Below are 21170 nucleotides of genomic sequence, written 5' to 3'. Positions count from 1 at the left end.
CTGAATTCCTTACTGCGCCTGCACGCGCAGCTCTGCTGCGCTACGACTACGGTGACCCAACAGGGCTTTAACATCGCTGGACTTCGGCTTAACCAGCGCGAATTTCGCAGAGAACGCCGGCCAGTTGGCCAGGATCTCTTCGCCGCGCGAAGAACCGGTATGCTGCACGTGTTCGGTAATTAAACCGCGCAGGTGTTCTTCGTGGATGGCCAGCGTATCAACGTCCAGCACTTCCACCAGCTCCGGGTTCACGCGTTTGCGGAACTCACCGTCTTCATCCAGGACGTAGGCAAAACCGCCCGTCATGCCCGCGCCAAAGTTCACGCCGGTTTTACCCAGGACGCACACAATTCCGCCCGTCATGTATTCACAGCCGTTATCGCCGATGCCTTCCACCACGGTGATGGCGCCGGAGTTACGCACCGCAAAACGTTCGCCCGCACGGCCCGCGGCAAACAGACGACCGCCGGTTGCGCCGTACAGACAGGTATTGCCGATGATGCTCGCTTCATGGCTGCGGAAGGCTGAACCAACCGGAGGACGCACCGCCAGCAGACCGCCCGCCATGCCTTTTCCGACGTAGTCGTTGGCATCGCCGGTCAGGTATAACTCAACTCCGCCTGCGTTCCACACGCCGAAACTCTGACCCGCGGTACCGCTGAAGTGCGCGGTAATCGGATCCGACGCCAGACCCTGGTCACCGTGCGTTTGTGCGATGTAACCGGAGAGGGACGCACCCACGGAACGGTCGGTGTTGCGGATATCAAACCAGAACGTTTTGCTCTGCTTCTCGTCCACGTACGGCTTCGCCTGTTGCAGCAGCTGCGCGTTCAGCACGCCGTTGTCGAACGGCGGATTGTTCTCGGTGCAGTAAACCGCTTTGCCAGGATGCGGCTGAGCGGTTTCCAGCAGCTTGGACAGCTCCAGCTTCTGCTGCTTGGCCGTGAAGCCCTCAAGCTCTTTCAGCAGGTCGGTACGGCCAATCAGATCCACCAGACGCTTCACGCCCAGCTGCGCCATCAGCTCGCGGGTTTCACGGGCGATGAAGTCAAAGTAGTTAGTCACTTTGAACGGCAGGCCGTGATAGTGGTTCTTACGCAGCTTTTCGTCCTGGGTAGCAACGCCCGTTGCACAGTTGTTCAGGTGGCAAATACGCAGGTATTTACAGCCGAGCGCAACCATTGGGCCGGTACCAAAGCCGAAGCTTTCCGCTCCCAGAATCGCCGCTTTGATGATGTCGAGGCCGGTTTTCAGCCCACCGTCCACCTGCAAACGGATCTTGTGACGCAGGCCGTTAGCCACCAGCGCCTGCTGGGTTTCCACCAGGCCGAGCTCCCACGGACAGCCCGCATATTTCACGGAGGAGAGCGGGCTTGCGCCGGTGCCGCCGTCGTAACCGGCGATGGTGATCAGATCCGCATAGGCTTTCGCCACGCCGGTGGCAATGGTGCCAACGCCCGGTTCGGAAACCAGCTTCACGGAGATCATCGCTTTCGGGTTGACCTGTTTCAGGTCGAAAATCAGCTGCGCCAGATCCTCGATAGAGTAGATATCGTGGTGCGGCGGCGGGGAGATCAGCGTCACGCCCGGCACTGAATAGCGAAGCTTAGCGATGTATGGGGTGACTTTATCACCCGGCAGCTGACCGCCTTCACCCGGTTTCGCACCCTGCGCGACTTTAATCTGAATCACGTCGGCGTTAACCAGGTACGCAGGCGTTACGCCAAAGCGACCAGACGCCACCTGCTTAATACGGGACACTTTATTGGTGCCATAGCGGGCCGGATCTTCACCGCCTTCGCCGGAGTTGGAGTTGCCGCCGATGCTGTTCATGGCTTCCGCCAGCGCTTCGTGGGCTTCCGGGCTCAGCGCGCCGATGGACATCGCCGCAGTATCGAAGCGTTTGAACAGCTCAGACGCGGGTTCAACCTCGTCAATGCTCACCGCTTCCTCACCCGGATTGAGGGCAATGAGATCGCGCAGCGTCGCCGCGGGACGGTTGTTCACCAGCTCAGCATACTGCTGATAATCGCTGTACTCGCCGCTCTGCACCGCCTGTTGCAGCGTGCGCACTACGTCCGGGTTATAAGCGTGATACTCACCCCCGTGGACATATTTCAGCAGGCCGCCCTGTTCCAGCGGCTTACGTGCCAGCCAGGCGCGTTTCGACAGGTTCACCAGATCCTGCTGGAAGTCAGCAAAACCGGCGCCACCGATACGGCTGACCACGCCCTGGAAGCAGAGGTTGGCGACCTCGTTATGCAGGCCGACCGCTTCAAATAGCTTCGAGCAGCGGTAAGAGGCGATGGTCGAGATGCCCATTTTGGACATGATCTTGTACAGACCTTTGTTGATGCCGTTACGGTAGTTCAGCATCACGGCGCGGTAGCCTTTATCGATCGCGCGGGTATCTACCAGGCGTGCCAGCGTTTCGTAGGCCAGGTACGGATAAATCGCCGTGGCGCCAAAGCCTAACAGCACCGCAAAGTGGTGCGGGTCGCGCGCGCTCGCGGTTTCAACGATGATGTTGGCATCACAGCGCAGGCTCTTGTCCACCAGACGCGTCTGGATAGCCCCCACCGCCATGGGTGCAGGCACCGGCAGACGGTTTTTCGCGATGTTGCGGTCAGAGAGCACCAGCAGAACGGTGCCGTTACGTACCATCTGCTCGGCTTTGTCGCACAGCGCGTTCACCGTCTCTTCGAGGCTCGTTTCGGTCACGTCGAAGGTGATATCGAGCGTGTCGGCGCGATAGTGCTCCTCTTTCATGGTGGTGAGCTGTTTGAAATCGGAGTACAGCAGGATCGGTGATTTAAAGGTCAGACGGTGCGCCTGGCCTTCGGCTTCACAGAATACGTTCATCTCACGGCCGATGCTGGTGGCCAGCGACATGACGTGGGCTTCGCGCAGCGGGTCTATTGGCGGGTTAGTGACCTGCGCAAACTGCTGACGGAAATAGTCGTAAATAATGCGTGGCTGGCTGGAAAGCACGGCAAACGGGGTATCGTCACCCATTGAGCCGACCGCTTCCTGGCCGTTTTCGCCGAGCACGCGAATAACCGAGTCCAGTTCTTCCGCGCTGTAGTTAAACTGCTTCTGGAAGCTCGCGAGGGTGTCATCGTCCAGCTCGCGGCTGCCCACTTCTTCGTCCGACAGATCTTCAAACGGCACCAGACGACGCACGTTTTTCTCCATCCACTCTTTGTACGGATGGCGGCTCTTCAGATCGTTGTCGGTTTCGGCGGAATGCAGAATACGCCCACCGCGGGTGTCGATCACCATCAGCTCGCCCGGACCGACGCGGCCTTTTTCGACCACTTCGTCAGGCTGGTAATCCCAGATCCCGACTTCAGAGGCGCAGGTGATGAGCTTGTCTTTAGTAATAACGTAGCGCGCCGGACGCAGACCGTTACGGTCCAGGTTACAGGCGGCAAAACGACCGTCGGACATCACGATGCCCGCCGGGCCGTCCCACGGCTCCATGTGCATGGAGTTAAAGTCGAAGAACGCGCGCAGCTCAGGGTCCATATCCGGGTTGTTCTGCCAGGCCGGTGGCACGAGCAGACGCATGGCGCGCACGATATCCATCCCGCCCGCCAGCAGCAGCTCCAGCATATTATCCATGGAGCTGGAGTCCGAGCCGGTTTCGTTGACGAACGGTGCGGCATCGTGCAGGTCCGGGATCAGCGGGGTCTGGAACTTATAGGTACGGGCGCGGGCCCACTGGCGGTTGCCGGTAATGGTGTTGATCTCACCGTTGTGCGCCAGGTAGCGGAACGGCTGAGCCAGCGGCCAGCGTGGAACGGTGTTGGTGGAGAAGCGCTGGTGGAACAGGCAAATGGCCGATTCCAGACGCAGATCCGCCAGGTCCAGATAGAAGCGCGGCAGGTCAGCCGGCATACACAGACCTTTATAGATGTTCACCAGGTTAGAGAGGCTACAGACGTAGAACTCTTTATCGTCCTGAAGACGTTTTTCAATGCGGCGGCGTGCGATAAACAGACGGCGTTCCATATCACGCGGACGCCAGCCCGCAGGCGCGTTGACGAAAATCTGTTCAATACGAGGCAGCGAGGAGAGGGCGATTTCACCGAGCACCCCTTCGTTGGTTGGCACATCGCGCCAGCCGACAATCGACAGGGTTTCACGCTGAAGTTCTTCTTCAACGATGCGGCGTGACGCGGCAGCTTTTTCTGGATCCTGATTCAGGAACAGCATACCGACAGCGTAGTTTTTGGCTAAACGCCAGCCGCGCTCTTCCGCCACGATGCGGAAGAAACGATCCGGTTTTTGCAGCAGCAGACCGCAACCGTCGCCGGTTTTACCATCGGCAAGGATGGCGCCACGGTGCTGCATACGGGCCAGTGCGTGAATAGCAGTACGCACTACCTTGTGGCTAGGTTCGCCTTCTATGTGGGCGATCAGGCCGAAACCACAGTTATCCTTCTCAAGGGATTTATCGTACAACATATCAGTGAACCTCCCCAGGCTCGTCGGGCTTCCCACTGAACTTTACCGTGGCGCACAGGCGCAGAAAGAGCATGGCGACGGGGTTAGCGTTTCATACGCGGACCTCGCATTCGCCCTCTTTTTCATCCTTTTGCGCAGGTAAACAAGTTTGAGGACTTGCTTCAGAGGGAATCTCAATTACTGCATAAATATGATGAGCAGGCCGCTCATCCAGAAAGCTTCCAGCGGATTTCCAACTTATCGGGAATTGGTACACAGGTCAAATGGCAATCTTATTTATACAAAAATGTGCTAAAGAGTGCTTATCTAGTTGTTTTTATTGTGTATTTAACTATTTTTACAACCGCTTAAAGCACCGGGCAGGTGCAGGGGAGTGTGATCTGACTCACTATACGAAAGCGGTATTATCGATGCAGCGTGCTGAAATGCAGATTTATAGCAGAATATTAATCTGGTGTTTCATTCAATGCCGCATAAAATCACTGTTTTTCAGTCCTGGCGCTATAAATGAAAAAAACCATCAGAACATAAGGAAAAGTAATTACGTTCAGGGTGAATGAAATGTCGGTAATCGTGATTATTTATTCAAATAGATAAAAGCCGTCCAGGGCGATTGATCCAGGTCATCGCCGACAGAGGCTAAAAATGGCAGGCTTGTCCCCTTTCTTCGGGACGGTCTATCAGATTATGCAGTTACAGAAATTAGTCAATATGTTTGGTGGGGATCTTTTGCAGCGCTACGGACAAAAGGTTCACAAACTGACGCTGCACGGCGGCTTTAGCTGCCCGAACCGCGATGGCACCATCGGGCGTGGTGGCTGCACCTTCTGTAACGTGGCCTCGTTTGCTGACGAGGCCCAGCAGCATAAATCTATCGCTGAACAGCTCGCCCATCAGGCGAGTCTGGTGAACCGCGCGAAGCAGTATCTGGCCTATTTCCAGGCCTATACCAGCACGTGGGCGGAGGTGCAGGTGCTGCGCTCGATGTATCAGCAGGCGGTTGCTCAAGCGAACATTGTCGGGCTGTGCGTGGGGACGCGTCCGGACTGCGTGCCGGACGCCGTGCTGGATTTACTTAGCGAGTACAAAGAGAAGGGCTACGAGATCTGGCTGGAGCTGGGCTTGCAGACCGCGCATGACAAAACCCTGCACCGTATCAATCGCGGGCATGATTTCGCCTGCTATCAGCGCACCACGCGTCTCGCCCGCGAGCGTGGATTAAAAGTCTGCTCGCATCTGATTGTCGGCTTGCCGGGAGAAGGGCAGCAGCACGGGCTGGAAACGCTGGAAAAAGTCGTTGAGACCGGCGTGGATGGCATTAAGCTGCATCCGCTGCATATCGTGAAGGGCAGCATAATGGCGAAAGCCTGGGAAGCGGGGCGGTTATGTGGTATCGAACTCGACGACTATACGGTGACTGCGGGGGAAATGATTCGCCATACGCCGCCGGAGATTGTTTACCACCGCATCTCGGCAAGCGCCCGCCGTCCAACGCTTCTGGCACCGCTATGGTGTGAGAACCGCTGGACGGGGATGCTGGAAATCAACCGCTATCTACAGGAGAACGGCGTACAGGGGTCGGCGCTTGGCCGCCCGTGGGTTCCCCCGCTACCGGCGACGGCCGCCTAGCAGACTTCCCAGCATGCCGCGTACTATCTGGTTGGTAATCTGACGCGTCGCGCTTTTTGCCATGGTCTGAACCACGCCATCGCGTTTGCCACCGCGTGGCCCGGTGCTGCCGAACAGAATATCTTTCAGCCCGCCGAGAATGCCGTCGTCCACGGCAACAGATTGCCCTTTTGCGGCAGGCGCATCCTGCGATTCGGCAGTCGCCTGCACCCCTTTTTGCAGCATCTCGAACGCCGATTCGCGATCCACCTCGTCTTCATACTTTCCGTACACCGGGGAGTGGTTAATCAGGCCGTTGCGTTCATCGTCCGTTACCGGACCCATGCGCGAGCAGGGCGCAATCACCATCGCGCGCTCGACAACTGTCGGGCTGCCTTTTGCATCGAGGAACGAAATCAGCGCTTCACCGGTGCCCAGCGCCTGAATGGCGGTTTCGGTATCAAAGGCCGGATTGACACGCATGGTTTGCGCCGCGGCTTTCACCGCTTTCTGATCTTTCGGCGTAAAGGCGCGCAGGGCGTGCTGCACGCGGTTACCCAACTGCCCCAGTACGTTGTCCGGAATATCCGACGGGTTTTGCGACACAAACCAGACCCCGACGCCTTTGGAGCGGATCAGGCGGATAACCTGTTCAATTTTATCCAGCAGCACCTGCGGCGCGTCGTTAAACAACAGGTGCGCTTCGTCAAAGAAGAACACCAGTTTGGGTTTTTCCAGATCGCCTGCTTCCGGCAGTTGTTCGTACAGTTCAGAGAGCATCCACAGCAGGCTGGCGGCGTAAAGCTTCGGCATCTGGTAGAGCTTCTCTGCGCTCAGAATGTTGATGATGCCTTTGCCGCTGCTGTCGGTACGCATCCAGTCTTTGATATCCAGCATTGGCTCGCCGAAGAAGTGTTCGGCGCCCTGTTGCTCCAGCGTCAGGAGCCCGCGCTGAATGGCGCCCACTGAGGCGCTGCTAATATTGCCGTACTGGTTCTGGAAGGATTTGGCGTTATCGCCAATGTACTGGGTGATGGCGCGCAGATCTTTGAAGTCGAGCAGCAGTAGCCCCTGATCGTCGGCGATACGGAAGATAATGTTCAGTACCCCGGACTGCACGTCGTTGAGGTTAAGCAGACGAGCCAGCAGCAGCGGGCCGAGGTCGGAGACGGTGGCACGCACCGGATGCCCTTTTTCGCCGAAGATATCCCAGACCACCACCGGATTACCGTGCGGCGTCCAGTCCGTGATACCGATATTTTTCAGGCGCTCAAGCAGTTTTTCTGACGCTGCACCTTCCTGAGCCACCCCAGTTAAATCGCCCTTCACGTCAGCCATAAAAACCGGCACGCCAGTCTCTGAAAACGACTCAGCCAGCTTTTGCAGGGTAACGGTTTTTCCCGTCCCGGTCGCGCCGGTGATCAGGCCATGACGGTTCGCCATCGCGGGCAGTAAAAACAGCTCTTTTTCCAGCGTCCTGGCGATTAACAATGGTGTACTCATGATGCACGTCCTCTCGTAGTCCTGGGTGGAGTATAGGCAACCTGACGGCAAAATGTCTGCGTAAATTCCTCACTTTGCGGCGCATTATCCAGTGCGGACTATGCTTTTGCATACGGTAAACAAAATTTTGGGAAACTATGTCCAGATTCTTTTTTAACGACCGCAAACAGCTTGTCAACGATGCCATTGAAGGCATACTTCTCTCCGCGCCGCACGGTAATCTCGTCAAACTGGATATCGATCCGGCCATCCGCGTGGTGGCTCGCGGCGACTGGGATAAAAGCCGCGTGGCGGTGATCTCCGGTGGCGGCTCCGGCCATGAACCGGCACATGCCGGGTTCGTCGGCAAAGGCATGCTTACCGCAGCGGTGTGTGGCGATCTGTTCGCCTCCCCAAGCGTGGATGCGGTCCTCAATGCCATTGTGGCGGTGACGGGCGACCGTGGCTGCCTGCTGATTGTGAAAAACTACACCGGCGACCGGCTTAACTTTGGCCTGGCGGCGGAAAAAGCCAAACGCTACGGCCTGAAGGTCGAGATGGTTATCGTGGCGGATGATATCGCCCTGCCGGATAACAAGCAGCCGCGTGGTATCGCGGGAACGGCGCTGGTGCATAAAATTGCGGGATATGCGGCAGAGCAGGGGAAATCGCTAAACGACGTGCGGGATATTGCGCAACAGGCCTGCGATAACCTCTGGAGCCTGGGCGTGGCGATGCAAACGTGCAACCTGCCGGGCAGCGATGATGAAGGGGGGCGCATTAAACAAGGCCATGTCGAGCTGGGTTTGGGCATTCACGGCGAGCCGGGAGCTTCCGTCGTGGATACGCAAAACAGCAAAGCCATTATCGACACGCTGGTGACGCCGTTACGCGCGCAGGCGGGGGAAGGGCGTTTTGCGGTGCTGATTAACAATCTTGGTGGCGTATCGGCGTTGGAGATGGCGCTGCTGACCAAAGAGCTGGCGCACTCGGCGCTGAAAGAGAATATTGCGTATCTGATTGGCCCGGCGCCGCTGGTGAGTGCGCTGGATATGAAAGGCTTTTCGTTAACGCTGCTAAAGCTCAACGATTTCTTCGAGAAGGCGATTCACGCCGAGGTCGAGACGCTGGGCTGGCAGAAGCCCGTGGCGTTCGCGCCCCTGCGTACCGTCCCACATAGCGCCCTTCATGATCGCGTGGAATATGCCCCGTCGGACAATACGGAGGTGAGCGAGGCCGTCGCCTCGGTAACGAAAACATTGATTCAGCTGGAAAACCGCCTTAACGCGCTGGATGCCAAAGTAGGCGATGGCGACACGGGCTCCACTTTTGCGCAAGGGGCGCGGGATATTGCGCAGCGACTTGAGGAGAACAACCTGCCCCTTAACGACGTGCCGACATTACTCCTGCTGGTAGGCGAGCGGCTGGCAACGGTGATGGGCGGATCGAGTGGGGTGTTGATGTCGATCTTCTTCACGGCGGCAGGACAAAAGCTTCACGATGGACAGCCGCTACCTGAAGCCTTGCTGAGCGGACTTGCGCAGATGAAGCAGTATGGCGGCGCGGATCTCGGCGATCGTACGCTGATCGATGCGCTGCAACCGGCGCTGGAGGCGTTACAGAAAGGCAATATTCAGGCGGCAGCGCAGGCCGCGCAGCAGGGCGCCGAAGCAACGGCAAAAATGGCGAAAGCCGGCGCGGGACGCTCGTCGTATGTGAATAAAGAGAATCTGGACGGGGTGATGGATCCGGGGGCAGTCGCGGTGGCGGAAGTGTTTAAGACCATGGTAGATGCAAAACGGTAACAACCGTTACCGTTTTTAGTGTTTGCGCCCTCTCCCTGTGAGCTGAGGGATCCCCACAAAATAATGCCTGCACAGACGGCCCCCTCTCCCTTGAGGGAGAGGGTTGGGGTGAGGGCATCAGGCCGCACATTCCCCGGCAATGTCACATCAAAAATCCGCTTTCAACACCACGCGGTAGCGGGCTTTGCCGTCGCGCACGTGCTGGATTGCTTCGTTGATTTTTGACATCGGATACAGCTCGGTGGTGGGTGCCACTTTTGTGCGTCCGGCAAACTTCATCAGCTTGCGCAGCTCGTACGGTGTACCGGTCGCGGAGCCTGACACGCTGCGATCCCCGCCGATCAGGGTAAACGCCGGAACCGGCAGCGGCTTCATCACCGCACCCACGGTGTGGAAGTTACCGCCGTAGGCCAGCGCTTCAAAGTACGGCTGCCAGTCGAGATCGACGTTTACCGTGTTGATGATCAGGTCAAACTGGCCTGCCAGGGCGGTGAGTGCCTGAGGATCGCGGCTGTTCACCACTTTATCCGCACCCATCGCCAGCACTTCCTGCTCTTTCGCCGGGTTAGAGCTGAACGCCATCACTTCACAGCCCATCGCATGCAGCAGTTTGATGGCAATATGCCCCAGACCGCCAATACCGATCACGCCGACGCGGCTGGTGGCGGTGATGTGATGCATCAGCAGCGGTTTAAATACGGTGATACCGCCACACAGCAGCGGACCTGCGGATTCAATATCAATGCTGTCCGGCAGCGGGATAACCCATTGCCAGTCGGCGCGCAGCTTATCGGCGAAACCGCCCTTGTTAAGGATGGTCGGCGTTGCGCCCTCAAGGCAGTTGATCTGGTTGCCGCTGATACAGGCATCGCAGTGACCGCAGCTGCGTGCCGTCCAGCCGATACCCACGCGCTGGCCCACTTTCAGCCCTTTGTCCTGCGCGGCGCTGCCGAGCGCCACGACGCGGCCAATGACTTCGTGCCCGGCAACCAGCGGATAGCTGGAAAAGCCCCATTCATTGTCGATCATCGAGAGATCCGAGTGGCAGATCCCGCAGTAATCAACCTGTACTTCGACGTCTTCCGCTTTTAGTTCGCCCGCATCGTACTCGTACAGCTCAAGTTCTGCACCCGCCTGCGGTGCGGCGTAGCTTTTTATCTTCGACATCGCGTTTCCCCTGTTTTGGTGTGAACTGTGAGTGTAGAGCATTCAGTTTACAGACGCTTAACAGAAGACGGCAGGAACGAAACTTACAGACTTTTCAGCATCCTGACTTCGCAGTCCACGTGGCCCGTGCAGCCCAGTGGCGCATCGATATGCTCAAAGCCCAGATGCTCATACAGGCCAATGGCCTCTTTAAGGAAAGCGGTGGTTTCGAGGTAGCAACGTTTAAAGCCCTGTGAGCGTGCATGTTCCAGGGCGACCAGCGCCAGCTTTTTCGCCAGGCCTTGTCCGCGTATCGTTGGCAGGAAATACATTTTCTGAAGTTCACAGATATCCGGCTCGCTGCAAAGCAGTGGGGCAATGCCGCCGCCGCCCACGACCTGGCCGTCCTGTTCAATGACCCAGTAGGCATGACCCGGCTGGCTGTACAGCTGAAAAAGTTCGTCCAGATTGGGGTCGGCCACGGTGTAGCCTTTGTCGGCGGTCAGGCCATATTCGGCAGAAACCGTGCGGATAACGGCGGCGATAGCCGGGTTGTCCTGCTCAGTGATCCGACGCATTGTCGTCGCGACGGGGGTAATCACGCTCATAGCATTACTCATGACAAAAATTGACACACAACTGCTGTTAATAGCACCGCAGAAAGGGGAGTGCAAGCGAGGAGTTTTCAGGAAGGATACCCCTTACGCCCTGAAGCGTAAGGGGTAAAAGCATTACAGGGCTGCGATAACCGCCTGCTGCTCGATCAGTTTGGTCTTCGCATCGGCGAAGGCAACCAGACGCTCACGCTCTTTGGCGATGACCGCTTCCGGCGCGCGGGCCACAAAGCCCTCGTTCGCCAGTTTGCTTTCGATTTTGCCAATTTCCACGTCGACTTTCGCCACTTCTTTCGCCAGACGCGCCAGCTCCGCGTCTTTGTCGATCAGGCCCGCCATCGGGATCAGCAGCTCCGCGCCGTCGATGATTTTGGTCACGGAAACCGGACCTTTGTCATCGGCAGGCAGCACGGTGATGCTTTCCAGACGCGCCATGGTTTTCAGGAATGTGTTGTTCTCGGTGACGCGACGAACGGCAGCTTCGCTGCAACCGCGCAGCAGCAGCTCCAGTGGTTTACCCGGAGAGATGTTCATTTCCGCGCGGATGTTACGTACCGCAACGATCGCCTGTTTCAGCCACTCGGTATCCGCAGACGCGGCTTCATCCACTTTCGCGGCATCGAATGCCGGGAACGGCTGGAGCATGATGGTATCGGCATTAATACCGGCAATCACCTTCACGCGCTGCCAGATGGTTTCGGTGATGAATGGAATGATCGGGTGCGCAAGGCGCAGCAGACCTTCCAGAACGGTAATCAACGTATTACGCGTGCCGCGCAGTTCCGCTTCAGAACCACCGTTCATGACCGGCTTCGCCAGCTCCAGGTACCAGTCGCAGAACTGGTTCCAGGTGAATTCGTACAGGATGCCTGCCGCGATGTCGAAGCGGTAGCTGTCCAGCGCGTCGCGGAATGCTTTAACCGTCTGGTTAAATTCCGCCAGGATCCAGCGGTCTGCCAGAGACAGGGTCATTTCGCCGCCGTTAAAGCCGCAATCCTGATCTTCGGTGTTCATCAGCACGAAGCGGCTGGCGTTCCACAGCTTGTTACAGAAGTTACGGTAACCTTCCAGACGCTTCATATCCCAGTTGATGTCACGGCCGGTGGAGGCCAGCGCCGCCAGGGTGAAGCGCAGGGCGTCGGTACCGTGAGATTCGATCCCGTTCGGGAACTGCTTCTCGGTACGCTTGCGGATTTTCTCCGCCAGCTGCGGCTGCATCATATTGCCGGTACGTTTTTCCAGCAGCTCTTCCAGAGAGATACCGTCTACCATATCCAGCGGGTCGATAACGTTACCCTTGGATTTGGACATCTTCTGGCCTTCGTCGTCGCGGATCAGGCCGGTCATGTAAACGGTATGGAACGGAACCTGCGGCTTGCCGTCTTCGTCTTTGATGAAGTGCATGGTCATCATGATCATGCGGGCGATCCAGAAGAAGATGATGTCGAAGCCGGAGACCATCACGCTGGTTGGGTGGAACTGACGCAGCGCGTCGGTGTTTTCCGGCCAGCCGAGGGTAGAGAAGGTCCACAGCGCGGAGGAGAACCAGGTATCCAGCACGTCTTCATCCTGGCGCAGGGCAATGTCAGCGCCCAGGTTGTTTTCCTGACGCACTTCCTCTTCGGTGCGGCCAACGTAGACATTGCCTTCGTTGTCGTACCACGCCGGGATACGGTGACCCCACCACAGCTGACGGGAAATACACCAGTCCTGAATATCGCGCATCCAGGAGAAGTACATGTTTTCGTACTGCTTCGGCACGAACTGAATGCTGCCGTTCTCAACCGCTTCCACAGCCGGTTTCGCCAGCACGTCGGCACGCACGTACCACTGGTCGGTCAGCATTGGCTCGATAACTACGCCGCCACGGTCGCCGTACGGCACGGTCAGATCGTGAGGCTTAATCTCTTCCAGCAGGCCGAGCGCGTCAACGGCGGCTACGATGGCTTTACGCGCGGCAAAGCGCTCCAGCTTCTGGAACTCAGCCGGGATGTCGCTGGAATAAACGTCGGACTCGTTGCCTTTGGTGTCATACACTTCTGCGCTTTCGCGGATATCGCCGTCGAAGGTCAGAATGTTGATCATCGGAAGTTGATGACGACGACCGACTTCATAGTCGTTGAAGTCATGCGCTGGGGTGATTTTCACGCAGCCGGTGCCTTTTTCCATGTCGGCGTGTTCGTCGCCCACAATCGGAATACGGCGGTTCACCAGCGGCAGCACCACGAATTTGCCGATCAAATCTTTATAACGCGGATCTTCCGGGTTAACGGCCACGCCGGTATCGCCCAGCAGGGTTTCCGGACGGGTGGTCGCCACCACCAGATAATCTTTGCCGTCTGCGGTTTTTGCACCGTCTGCCAGCGGATAGCGGATGTGCCACATGGAGCCTTTAGACTCGCGGTTTTCCACTTCCAGGTCAGAGATGGCGGTACGCAGTTTCGGGTCCCAGTTGACCAGGCGTTTGCCGCGGTAAATCAGGTCTTCTTTGTACAGACGGACGAAGACTTCTTTCACGGCGTTGGACAGGCCTTCGTCCATGGTGAAGCGCTCGCGCTCCCAGTCCACGGAGTTGCCGAGGCGGCGCATCTGACGGGTAATGGTGCCGCCGGATTCTGCCTTCCACTGCCAGATTTTGTCGATGAACGCGTCGCGACCGTAGTCGTGGCGGGTTTTACCCTCTTCAGCGGCAATTTTACGCTCAACCACCATCTGGGTCGCGATACCCGCGTGGTCAATCCCCGCCTGCCACAGGGTGTTTTTGCCCTGCATGCGCTGGTAGCGGATCATGGTGTCCATGATGGTCTGCTGGAAAGCATGCCCCATATGCAAACTGCCGGTGACGTTCGGCGGCGGGATCATGATGCAGAAGGACTCTTTGCTTTCGTCGCCGTTAGGCTTGAAATAGCCCTGCTGTTCCCAGTGCTCGTAAAGCGGCTGTTCGATATCGCGTGGGTTATATGTCTTTTCCATTATTTCCAGGTTGCCGTATTCAGGTTAAAACCGGCCAGGCGGTACGCTTTGTAGCGTTCGCGCGCCAGTTGTTTCAAAGATTCTTCGTAAGGGACAAAGTCTACCACTTCTGTGAAAGCGGTGGCAAAATCTGCAAAGTCTGTCCGCAGGCTAATGAGAATGTCGCGCGCGCTGCTGTTGCGTTTTTGCGGCCAGGCAATCTCCACCGGTGCCCCACCGCGTGGACCTTCGCCCGACAGGTTATGCGGAACAAAACTCTCCGGCGGGCGCGCCCATAGCGCTTCATCCAGGCGAATCGCTTGCTGCTCATCTTCACAGGCAATCAGGACGCGTTTACCTGCGCGCCAACGTTCTGCGGCAATTTCACACACCAGTTGTTCAACGGCGCTGAGGCCATCCTGATGGGTGTCATTGTCCAGAAGGTAGAACGTTGCATTCTTCATATATGGGGTTTCTTGTCGTGGATTTAAATGCAAAGCCGGGTAAGCGTAGCGCCACCCGGCGTTTATCATTACTCGTCGCCGTTAAAACCCGCACGATTGAGCAGGAACTGCGACAGCAGCGCCACCGGACGTCCGGTCGCGCCTTTGGCTTTACCGGAGCGCCATGCGGTCCCCGCGATGTCCAGGTGCGCCCAGTTGTACTTGCGGGTAAAGCGCGCCAGGAAGCAGCCCGCGGTAATCGCCCCGCCAGGACGACCGCCGATGTTTGCCATGTCTGCGAAGTTAGACTCCAGTTGTTCCTGGAACTCGTCCCCCAGCGGCAGACGCCACGCGCGGTCGCCGGCCTGTTCGGACGCGCCGATCAGTTCATGCGCCAGCGGGTTGTGGTTCGACATCAGGCCGGTGATGTGATGCCCCAGCGCAATCACGCAGGCGCCGGTCAGTGTAGCCACGTCAATCACCGCTTCAGGTTCGAAACGCTCAACGTAGGTCAGCACGTCGCACAGTACCAGACGACCTTCGGCGTCGGTGTTCAGCACCTCAACGGTCTGGCCGGACATGGTGGTCAGCACATCACCAGGACGATAAGCGCGGCCGCCAGGCATGTTTTCGCAGCCCGCCAGCACGCCGATCACGTTGATGGGCAACTGAAGTTCCGCGACCATGCGCATAACGCCGTAAACCGCCGCCGCGCCGCACATGTCGTACTTCATCTCATCCATGCCTTCTGAAGGCTTGATGGAGATACCGCCTGAGTCGAAGGTCAGCCCTTTACCGACGAGCACGATCGGACGCGCATCTTCAGACGGATTGCCCTTGTACTCAATGACTGACATCAGGGATTCGTTCTGGGAGCCGTTACCGACCGCCAGATAAGAGTGCATCCCCAGCTCTTTCATCTGCTGTTCGCCGATAACGCGGGTGATAACGTTCTTGCTGTAGGCGTCAGCCAGCTGGCGCGCCTGAGACGCCAGGTACGCGGCGTTACAGATGTTTGGCGGCATATTGCCAAGATCTTTTGCCGCTTTGATACCGGCGGCAATGGCCAGACCGTGCTGAATGGCGCGCTCGCCGCTGGTCAGCTCGCGACGGGTTGGCACGTTAAAGACCATTTTACGCAGCGGGCGACGCGGCTCGCTTTTGGTGGTCTTCAGCTGATCAAAGCTGTAGAGGCTCTCTTTTGCGGTTTCGACGGCCTGGCGCACCTTCCAGTACGTGTTGCGGCCCTTAACGTGCAGCTCCGTCAGGAAGCAGACGGCTTCCATCGAACCAGTATCATTCAGTGTATTAATGGTTTTCTGAATAACCTGCTTGTACTGGCGCTCATCAAGCTCACGTTCTTTACCACAGCCAATCAGCAGAATACGCTCGGACAGGACGTTCGGAACATGGTGCAGCAACAAGGTCTGCCCTGGTTTGCCTTCCAGTTCGCCACGGCGCAGCAGGGCGCTGATATAGCCGTCGCTGATTTTATCGAGTTGCTCGGCGATCGGGGAGAGTCGGCGTGGTTCAAAGACGCCCACAACGATGCAGGCACTCCGCTGTTTCTCCGGGCTACCGCTTTTTACACTGAACTCCATGCACTACGCTCCTGAATCTTAAAGACAACGGCGGCGGCTACGGATAGAATTGAAACCTTTCGTAACTCATGTCCGCCGTTGTGGTGACTTCGTGTTAATCTTACGTTACTACGGTTTCGACACGTCAATAAATGTCATGAAGCGCGAATCCGCCGGGTTTTTTAATCTTAGCGATGATTTCGACGACTCAAGAGAATAAATGACGTTTAAGCCATGAAACAAGCTAAATTCCTGCATAAGACGAGTTTTAACGGGCGTATTTAAAGTGATAATCATAAGATATCTGGTTCGGGAGACGCTGAAGAGCCAACTGGCGATCCTCTTTATCCTCCTTCTGATCTTTTTCTGTCAGAAGCTGGTCAGGATCCTCGGCGCGGCGGTTGATGGCGAAATCCCAACGAATCTGGTGCTTTCCCTGCTCGGGCTTGGCGTGCCGGAAATGGCGCAGCTTATCCTGCCGTTAAGCCTGTTCCTTGGTCTGCTGATGACCCTGGGTAAGCTCTATACCGAAAGTGAAATCACCGTGATGCATGCCTGCGGCCTCAGTAAAGCCGTACTGGTAAAAGCAGCCATGGTGCTGGCACTGTTTACGGGCATTGTTGCCGCGGTTAACGTCATGTGGGCGGGGCCGACCTCCTCTCGTCATCAGGATGAGGTGCTGGCGGAAGCAAAAGCTAACCCGGGGCTGGCGGCGCTGGCGCAGGGGCAGTTCCAGCAGGCGACCGACGGTAACTCCGTGCTGTTTATCGAAAGCGTCGATGGCAACCGCTTCAATGACGTGTTTCTTGCTCAACTGCGCCCGAAAGGTAACGCTCGGCCTTCTGTGGTGGTGGCGGACTCCGGTCAGCTGTCTCAGCGTAAAGACGGCTCTCAGGTTGTCACGCTGAACAAAGGAACGCGTTTCGAAGGCACGGCTATGCTGCGCGACTTCCGTATTACCGATTTCCAGAACTACCAGGCCATCATTGGTCATCAGGCCGTCGCGCTCGATCCAACGGATACTGAGCAGATGGATATGCGCACCTTAATGAATACCGATACCGATCGTGCGCGTGCTGAACTGCACTGGCGTATCACGCTGGTATTCACCGTATTTATGATGGCGCTGATGGTGGTTCCGCTGAGTGTGGTGAACCCGCGCCAGGGCCGCGTGCTGTCGATGCTGCCAGCGATGCTGCTGTATCTGGTGTTCTTCCTGCTGCAAACCTCAATCAAGTCTAACGGCGGGAAAGGAAAAATTGACCCGATGATCTGGACCTGGGTCGTGAATGGTTTGTATCTGCTGCTGGCAGTCGGACTCAACTTGTGGGACACGGTGCCTGTGCGTCGTCTTCGTGCCCGGTTTACGCGTAAAGGAGCCATCTAATGCAGGCGTTTGGCGTACTTGACCGCTATATCGGTAAAACGATTTTCACCACCATCATGATGACCCTGTTCATGCTGGTGTCGCTCTCGGGCATTATCAAATTTGTTGACCAGCTGAAAAAAGCCGGGCAGGGGAGTTACGATGCGTTGGGTGCCGGGATGTACACCCTGCTCAGCGTACCAAAAGATGTGCAGATCTTCTTCCCGATGGCGGCCCTGCTGGGGGCGTTGCTGGGCCTGGGGATGCTGGCTCAGCGTAGCGAGCTGGTGGTGATGCAGGCATCTGGCTTTACCCGTATGCAGGTTGCGCTGTCGGTAATGAAAACCGCGATCCCGCTGGTGCTGTTGACCATGGCGATTGGCGAATGGGTCGCGCCGCAGGGCGAACAGATGGCGCGTAACTACCGTGCTCAGGCTATGTACGGTGGTTCGCTGCTCTCCACGCAGCAGGGGTTATGGGCGAAAGATGGTCAGAACTTCGTCTATATCGAACGCGTGAAAGGGGACGATGAACTGGGCGGCGTGAGCATCTACGCCTTCAACAACGATCGTCGTTTGCAGTCGGTGCGTTATGCCGCCTCCGCTAAATTTGATGCGAACAACAAGCTGTGGCGGTTATCCCAGGTTGATGAATCTGACCTGACGAACCCGAAACAGATCACCGGTTCGCAGACCGTAAGCGGTACCTGGAAAACCAACCTGACGCCGGACAAGCTTGGCGTGGTAGCGCTCGATCCCGATGCGCTCTCCATCAGCGGTCTGCATAACTACGTGAAGTATCTGAAATCGAGCGGACAGGATGCGGGGCGTTACCAGCTCAACATGTGGAGCAAAATCTTCCAGCCACTGTCCGTGGCGGTGATGATGCTAATGGCGCTGTCGTTCATCTTTGGACCGCTGCGTAGCGTGCCGATGGGGGTTCGCGTGGTAACTGGTATCAGCTTTGGTTTCGTGTTCTACGTCCTCGATCAGATTTTCGGTCCACTGACACTGGTGTATGGCATTCCGCCAATTATCGGCGCGCTGTTGCCGAGCGCCAGTTTCTTCCTGATCAGCCTCTGGATGCTGCTAAAACGCTCCTGATAAAACGTCTTCCTCGCTCCCGCTAGCCCGGGGGCGAGGCTAATCTCCTGTTTCACCCCGCACTTTTTCTCACAACCTTCAACGCCTCGCCGTGAATTTGAGTATTATTGAGCGATAAAGTCGTGAAGGGATCCTCTATGAAGCAAATTCGAATGCTGGCCCAGTACTACGTCGACCTGATGATGAAGCTCGGGCTGGTGCGTTTTTCCATGCTGCTGGCGCTGGCGCTGGTCGTTCTGGCCATTGTCGTGCAAATGGCCGTGACCATGGTTCTGCATGGTCAGGTCGAGAGCATCGACGTGATCCGCTCTATTTTCTTTGGCCTGCTGATCACCCCATGGGCGGTCTATTTCCTCTCCGTGGTGGTTGAGCAGCTGGAAGAGTCCCGACAGCGTTTATCGAAACTGGTGGATAAGCTGGAAGAGATGCGCGAGCGCGATCTTAAACTCAACGTTCAGCTCAAGGACAACATTGCCCAGCTGAATCAGGAAATTTCAGACCGTGAGAAGGCGGAAGCCGAGCGTCAGACCACGCTTGAGCAGCTGAAAATTGAGATGAAAGAGCGTGAAGTCACGCAGATCCAGCTTGAACAGCAATCCTCTTTCCTGCGCTCGTTCCTCGATGCGTCGCCGGATCTGGTGTTCTACCGTAATGAAGATAAAGAGTTCTCCGGCTGTAACCGGGCCATGGAACTGTTGACCGGGAAAAGCGAAAAACAGCTGATCCACCTGAAACCTCAGGATGTCTATTCCGAAGAGGCGGCAGCAAAAGTGATGGAGACGGATGAAAAGGTCTTCCGCCATAACGTTTCGCTGACCTATGAGCAGTGGCTGGACTACCCCGACGGGCGCAAAGCCTGCTTTGAGATCCGCAAAGTACCTTATTACGACCGGGTGGGTAAACGTCATGGTCTGATGGGCTTTGGCCGTGATATCACCGAGCGTAAGCGCTATCAGGATGCGCTGGAGCGCGCCAGCCGTGACAAGACCACCTTCATCTCCACCATCAGCCATGAACTGCGCACCCCGCTGAATGGCATTGTGGGGCTGAGCCGCATTCTGCTGGATACCGAGCTGACCAGCGAGCAGGAAAAATACCTCAAAACGATCCACGTCTCGGCGGTCACGCTTGGCAATATCTTCAATGATATTATCGACATGGATAAGATGGAGCGCCGTAAAGTTCAGCTCGACAACCAGCCGGTTGATTTTACAGGCTTCCTTGCGGACCTGGAGAACCTGTCAGGTTTGCAGGCCCAGCAAAAAGGGTTGAGCTTTGTGATGGAGCCGACGCTGCCGCTGCCGCATAAAGTGGTGACGGACGGCACGCGGCTGCGTCAGATCCTGTGGAACCTCATCAGCAATGCCGTGAAGTTTACCCAGAAGGGGCAGGTTGCGGTGCGCATTCGCTATGACGAAGGCGACATGCTGCACTTTGAAGTTGAGGACTCGGGTATCGGCATTCCTCAGGAAGAGCAGGATAAGATCTTCGCCATGTATTATCAGGTTAAAGACAGCCACGGCGGTAAACCGGCGACCGGTACGGGCATTGGCCTGGCGGTGTCGAAACGTCTGGCGAAAAGTATGGGCGGGGATATCACCGTTGCCAGCCAGCCGGGTAAAGGCTCCACCTTTACGCTTACCGTCCATGCGCCTGCCGTAGCGGAAGAGGTGGAAGATACGTTTGAGAACGACGATATGCCGCTGCCAGCCCTGCACGTCCTGCTGGTGGAAGATATTGAGCTGAACGTCATTGTCGCCCGGTCGGTACTGGAAAAACTCGGTAACAGCGTGGATGTGGCGATGACCGGCAAAGCCGCGCTGGAGATGTTCACGCCGGGCGAGTACGACCTGGTGCTGCTCGATATTCAGCTACCGGACATGACCGGACTGGATATCTCCCGCGAGCTGACGCGCAAATATGCTCCTGACGAGCTGCCGCCGCTGGTGGCGTTGACCGCAAACGTGCTGAAAGATAAAAAAGAGTACCTCGAGGCCGGAATGGACGATGTGCTCAGCAAGCCGCTGGCGGTACCTGCCCTGACGGCGATGATCAAGAAGTTCTGGGATACCTGTGATGAAGAGGAGAGCACCATGACGTCTGTTGATAGCGCCAAAGCCCAAACGATACTGGATACCGCCATGCTGGAGCAGTATATCGATCTGGTAGGACCAAAACTGATCACCGATGGCCTGGCCGTGTTCGAAAAAATGATGCCGGGCTATCTGAACGTGCTCGAATCCAACCTGACGGCGCGTGACCAGAAGGGCATCGTCGAAGAGGGACATAAAATCAAAGGCGCGGCAGGATCGGTCGGGTTACGTCATCTCCAGCAACTGGGCCAACAGATTCAGTCGCCTGATTTACCTGCCTGGGAAGATAATGTAGGTGATTGGGTCGAAGAGATGAAACAGGAGTGGCAAAACGATGTGGCAGTGCTGAAAGCCTGGGTAGATGCCAGAAAAAAATGACCCCGGCTATACCGGGGTGCGCGAATACTGCGCCAACACCAGGGAAATCGTGGCTGCGCCTGATTTTTGTGGGTTGTTTTCGCATGGACGCCGCCTGAAAATTGAGGCCGCACGCAGATAAGATAGCAAA

At 56.9% G+C, this 21170-nt stretch carries 12 protein-coding genes; 5 read left to right on the top strand and 7 right to left on the bottom strand.

Annotated features, from left to right (window positions below):
• Positions 1-9 precede the first annotated feature (9 nt).
• On the bottom strand, positions 10-4470 hold the full coding sequence (gene gltB / locus SK53_RS14445; protein WP_048209678.1) for a glutamate synthase large subunit: 4461 nt from the start codon (positions 4468-4470) through the stop codon (positions 10-12).
• A 687-nt stretch (positions 4471-5157) separates the two neighbouring features.
• On the opposite strand from gltB, the gene SK53_RS14440 reads away from it, so the two are divergent.
• Positions 5158-6099, top strand: coding sequence for a tRNA modification radical SAM protein MnmL/YtqA (locus SK53_RS14440; RefSeq protein ID WP_057979951.1), 942 nt, complete (start codon positions 5158-5160; stop codon positions 6097-6099).
• Here the strand turns inward: SK53_RS14440 and SK53_RS14435 are convergent.
• Positions 6079-7581, bottom strand: a complete 1503-nt coding sequence (locus SK53_RS14435; RefSeq protein ID WP_048209676.1) for a helicase HerA-like C-terminal domain-containing protein — start codon at positions 7579-7581, stop codon at positions 6079-6081. The two genes, SK53_RS14440 and SK53_RS14435, sit on opposite strands and share 21 nt — an antisense overlap.
• Positions 7582-7718: 137 nt before the next feature.
• Here SK53_RS14435 and SK53_RS14430 point away from each other — a divergent pair, with 137 nt between their 5' ends.
• Positions 7719-9365, top strand: coding sequence for a dihydroxyacetone kinase subunit DhaK (locus SK53_RS14430; RefSeq protein WP_022651917.1), 1647 nt, complete (start codon positions 7719-7721; stop codon positions 9363-9365).
• Between the two features lie 147 nt (positions 9366-9512).
• Here the strand turns inward: SK53_RS14430 and SK53_RS14425 are convergent, their stop codons facing one another.
• The 5 genes from SK53_RS14425 to pepA form a co-directional block, all read right to left on the bottom strand.
• Complete coding sequence (locus tag SK53_RS14425; protein ID WP_048209673.1) at positions 9513-10532, bottom strand: NADPH-dependent aldehyde reductase Ahr; 1020 nt, start codon at positions 10530-10532, stop codon at positions 9513-9515.
• 83 nt (positions 10533-10615) lie between these two features.
• The gene (locus SK53_RS14420; protein ID WP_003861887.1) at positions 10616-11119 is read right to left on the bottom strand and encodes a GNAT family N-acetyltransferase; all 504 of its coding nucleotides are present in this window, start codon (positions 11117-11119) and stop codon (positions 10616-10618) included.
• Between the two features lie 123 nt (positions 11120-11242).
• On the bottom strand, positions 11243-14098 hold the full coding sequence (locus SK53_RS14415; protein WP_048209672.1) for a valine--tRNA ligase: 2856 nt from the start codon (positions 14096-14098) through the stop codon (positions 11243-11245).
• Positions 14098-14541 carry a DNA polymerase III subunit chi gene (gene holC, locus SK53_RS14410; protein ID WP_003861884.1) on the bottom strand — a complete coding sequence of 148 codons (444 nt, stop codon included), beginning with the start codon at positions 14539-14541 and terminating at the stop codon, positions 14098-14100. Before holC ends, SK53_RS14415 begins: the two co-directional genes overlap by 1 nt.
• A gap of 68 nt (positions 14542-14609) precedes the next feature.
• On the bottom strand, positions 14610-16121 hold the full coding sequence (gene pepA, locus SK53_RS14405) for a leucyl aminopeptidase (RefSeq protein WP_003861882.1): 1512 nt from the start codon (positions 16119-16121) through the stop codon (positions 14610-14612).
• Between the two features lie 265 nt (positions 16122-16386).
• Between pepA and lptF the strand changes: the two genes are divergently transcribed.
• From lptF to arcB, 3 genes are all read left to right on the top strand, one after another.
• Positions 16387-17487, top strand: a complete 1101-nt coding sequence (gene lptF, locus SK53_RS14400) for an LPS export ABC transporter permease LptF (RefSeq protein ID WP_003861881.1) — start codon at positions 16387-16389, stop codon at positions 17485-17487.
• Entirely contained in the window at positions 17487-18569 is a 1083-nt protein-coding gene (gene lptG, locus SK53_RS14395) for an LPS export ABC transporter permease LptG (RefSeq protein ID WP_001147540.1), read from the top strand. The genes lptF and lptG overlap by 1 nt, the downstream gene beginning before the upstream one ends.
• A 137-nt stretch (positions 18570-18706) precedes the next feature.
• Positions 18707-21040: an aerobic respiration two-component sensor histidine kinase ArcB gene (gene arcB / locus SK53_RS14390; RefSeq protein ID WP_000809803.1), complete on the top strand. Its 2334-nt coding sequence runs from the start codon at positions 18707-18709 to the stop codon at positions 21038-21040.
• The last annotated feature ends 130 nt before the right edge of the window (positions 21041-21170 follow it).

Source organism: Enterobacter sp. MGH119 (genome assembly GCF_001037675.1).
Lineage (GTDB): Bacteria > Pseudomonadota > Gammaproteobacteria > Enterobacterales > Enterobacteriaceae > Enterobacter > Enterobacter hormaechei_C.
This window is presented reverse-complemented; position numbering and strand designations above follow the sequence as displayed.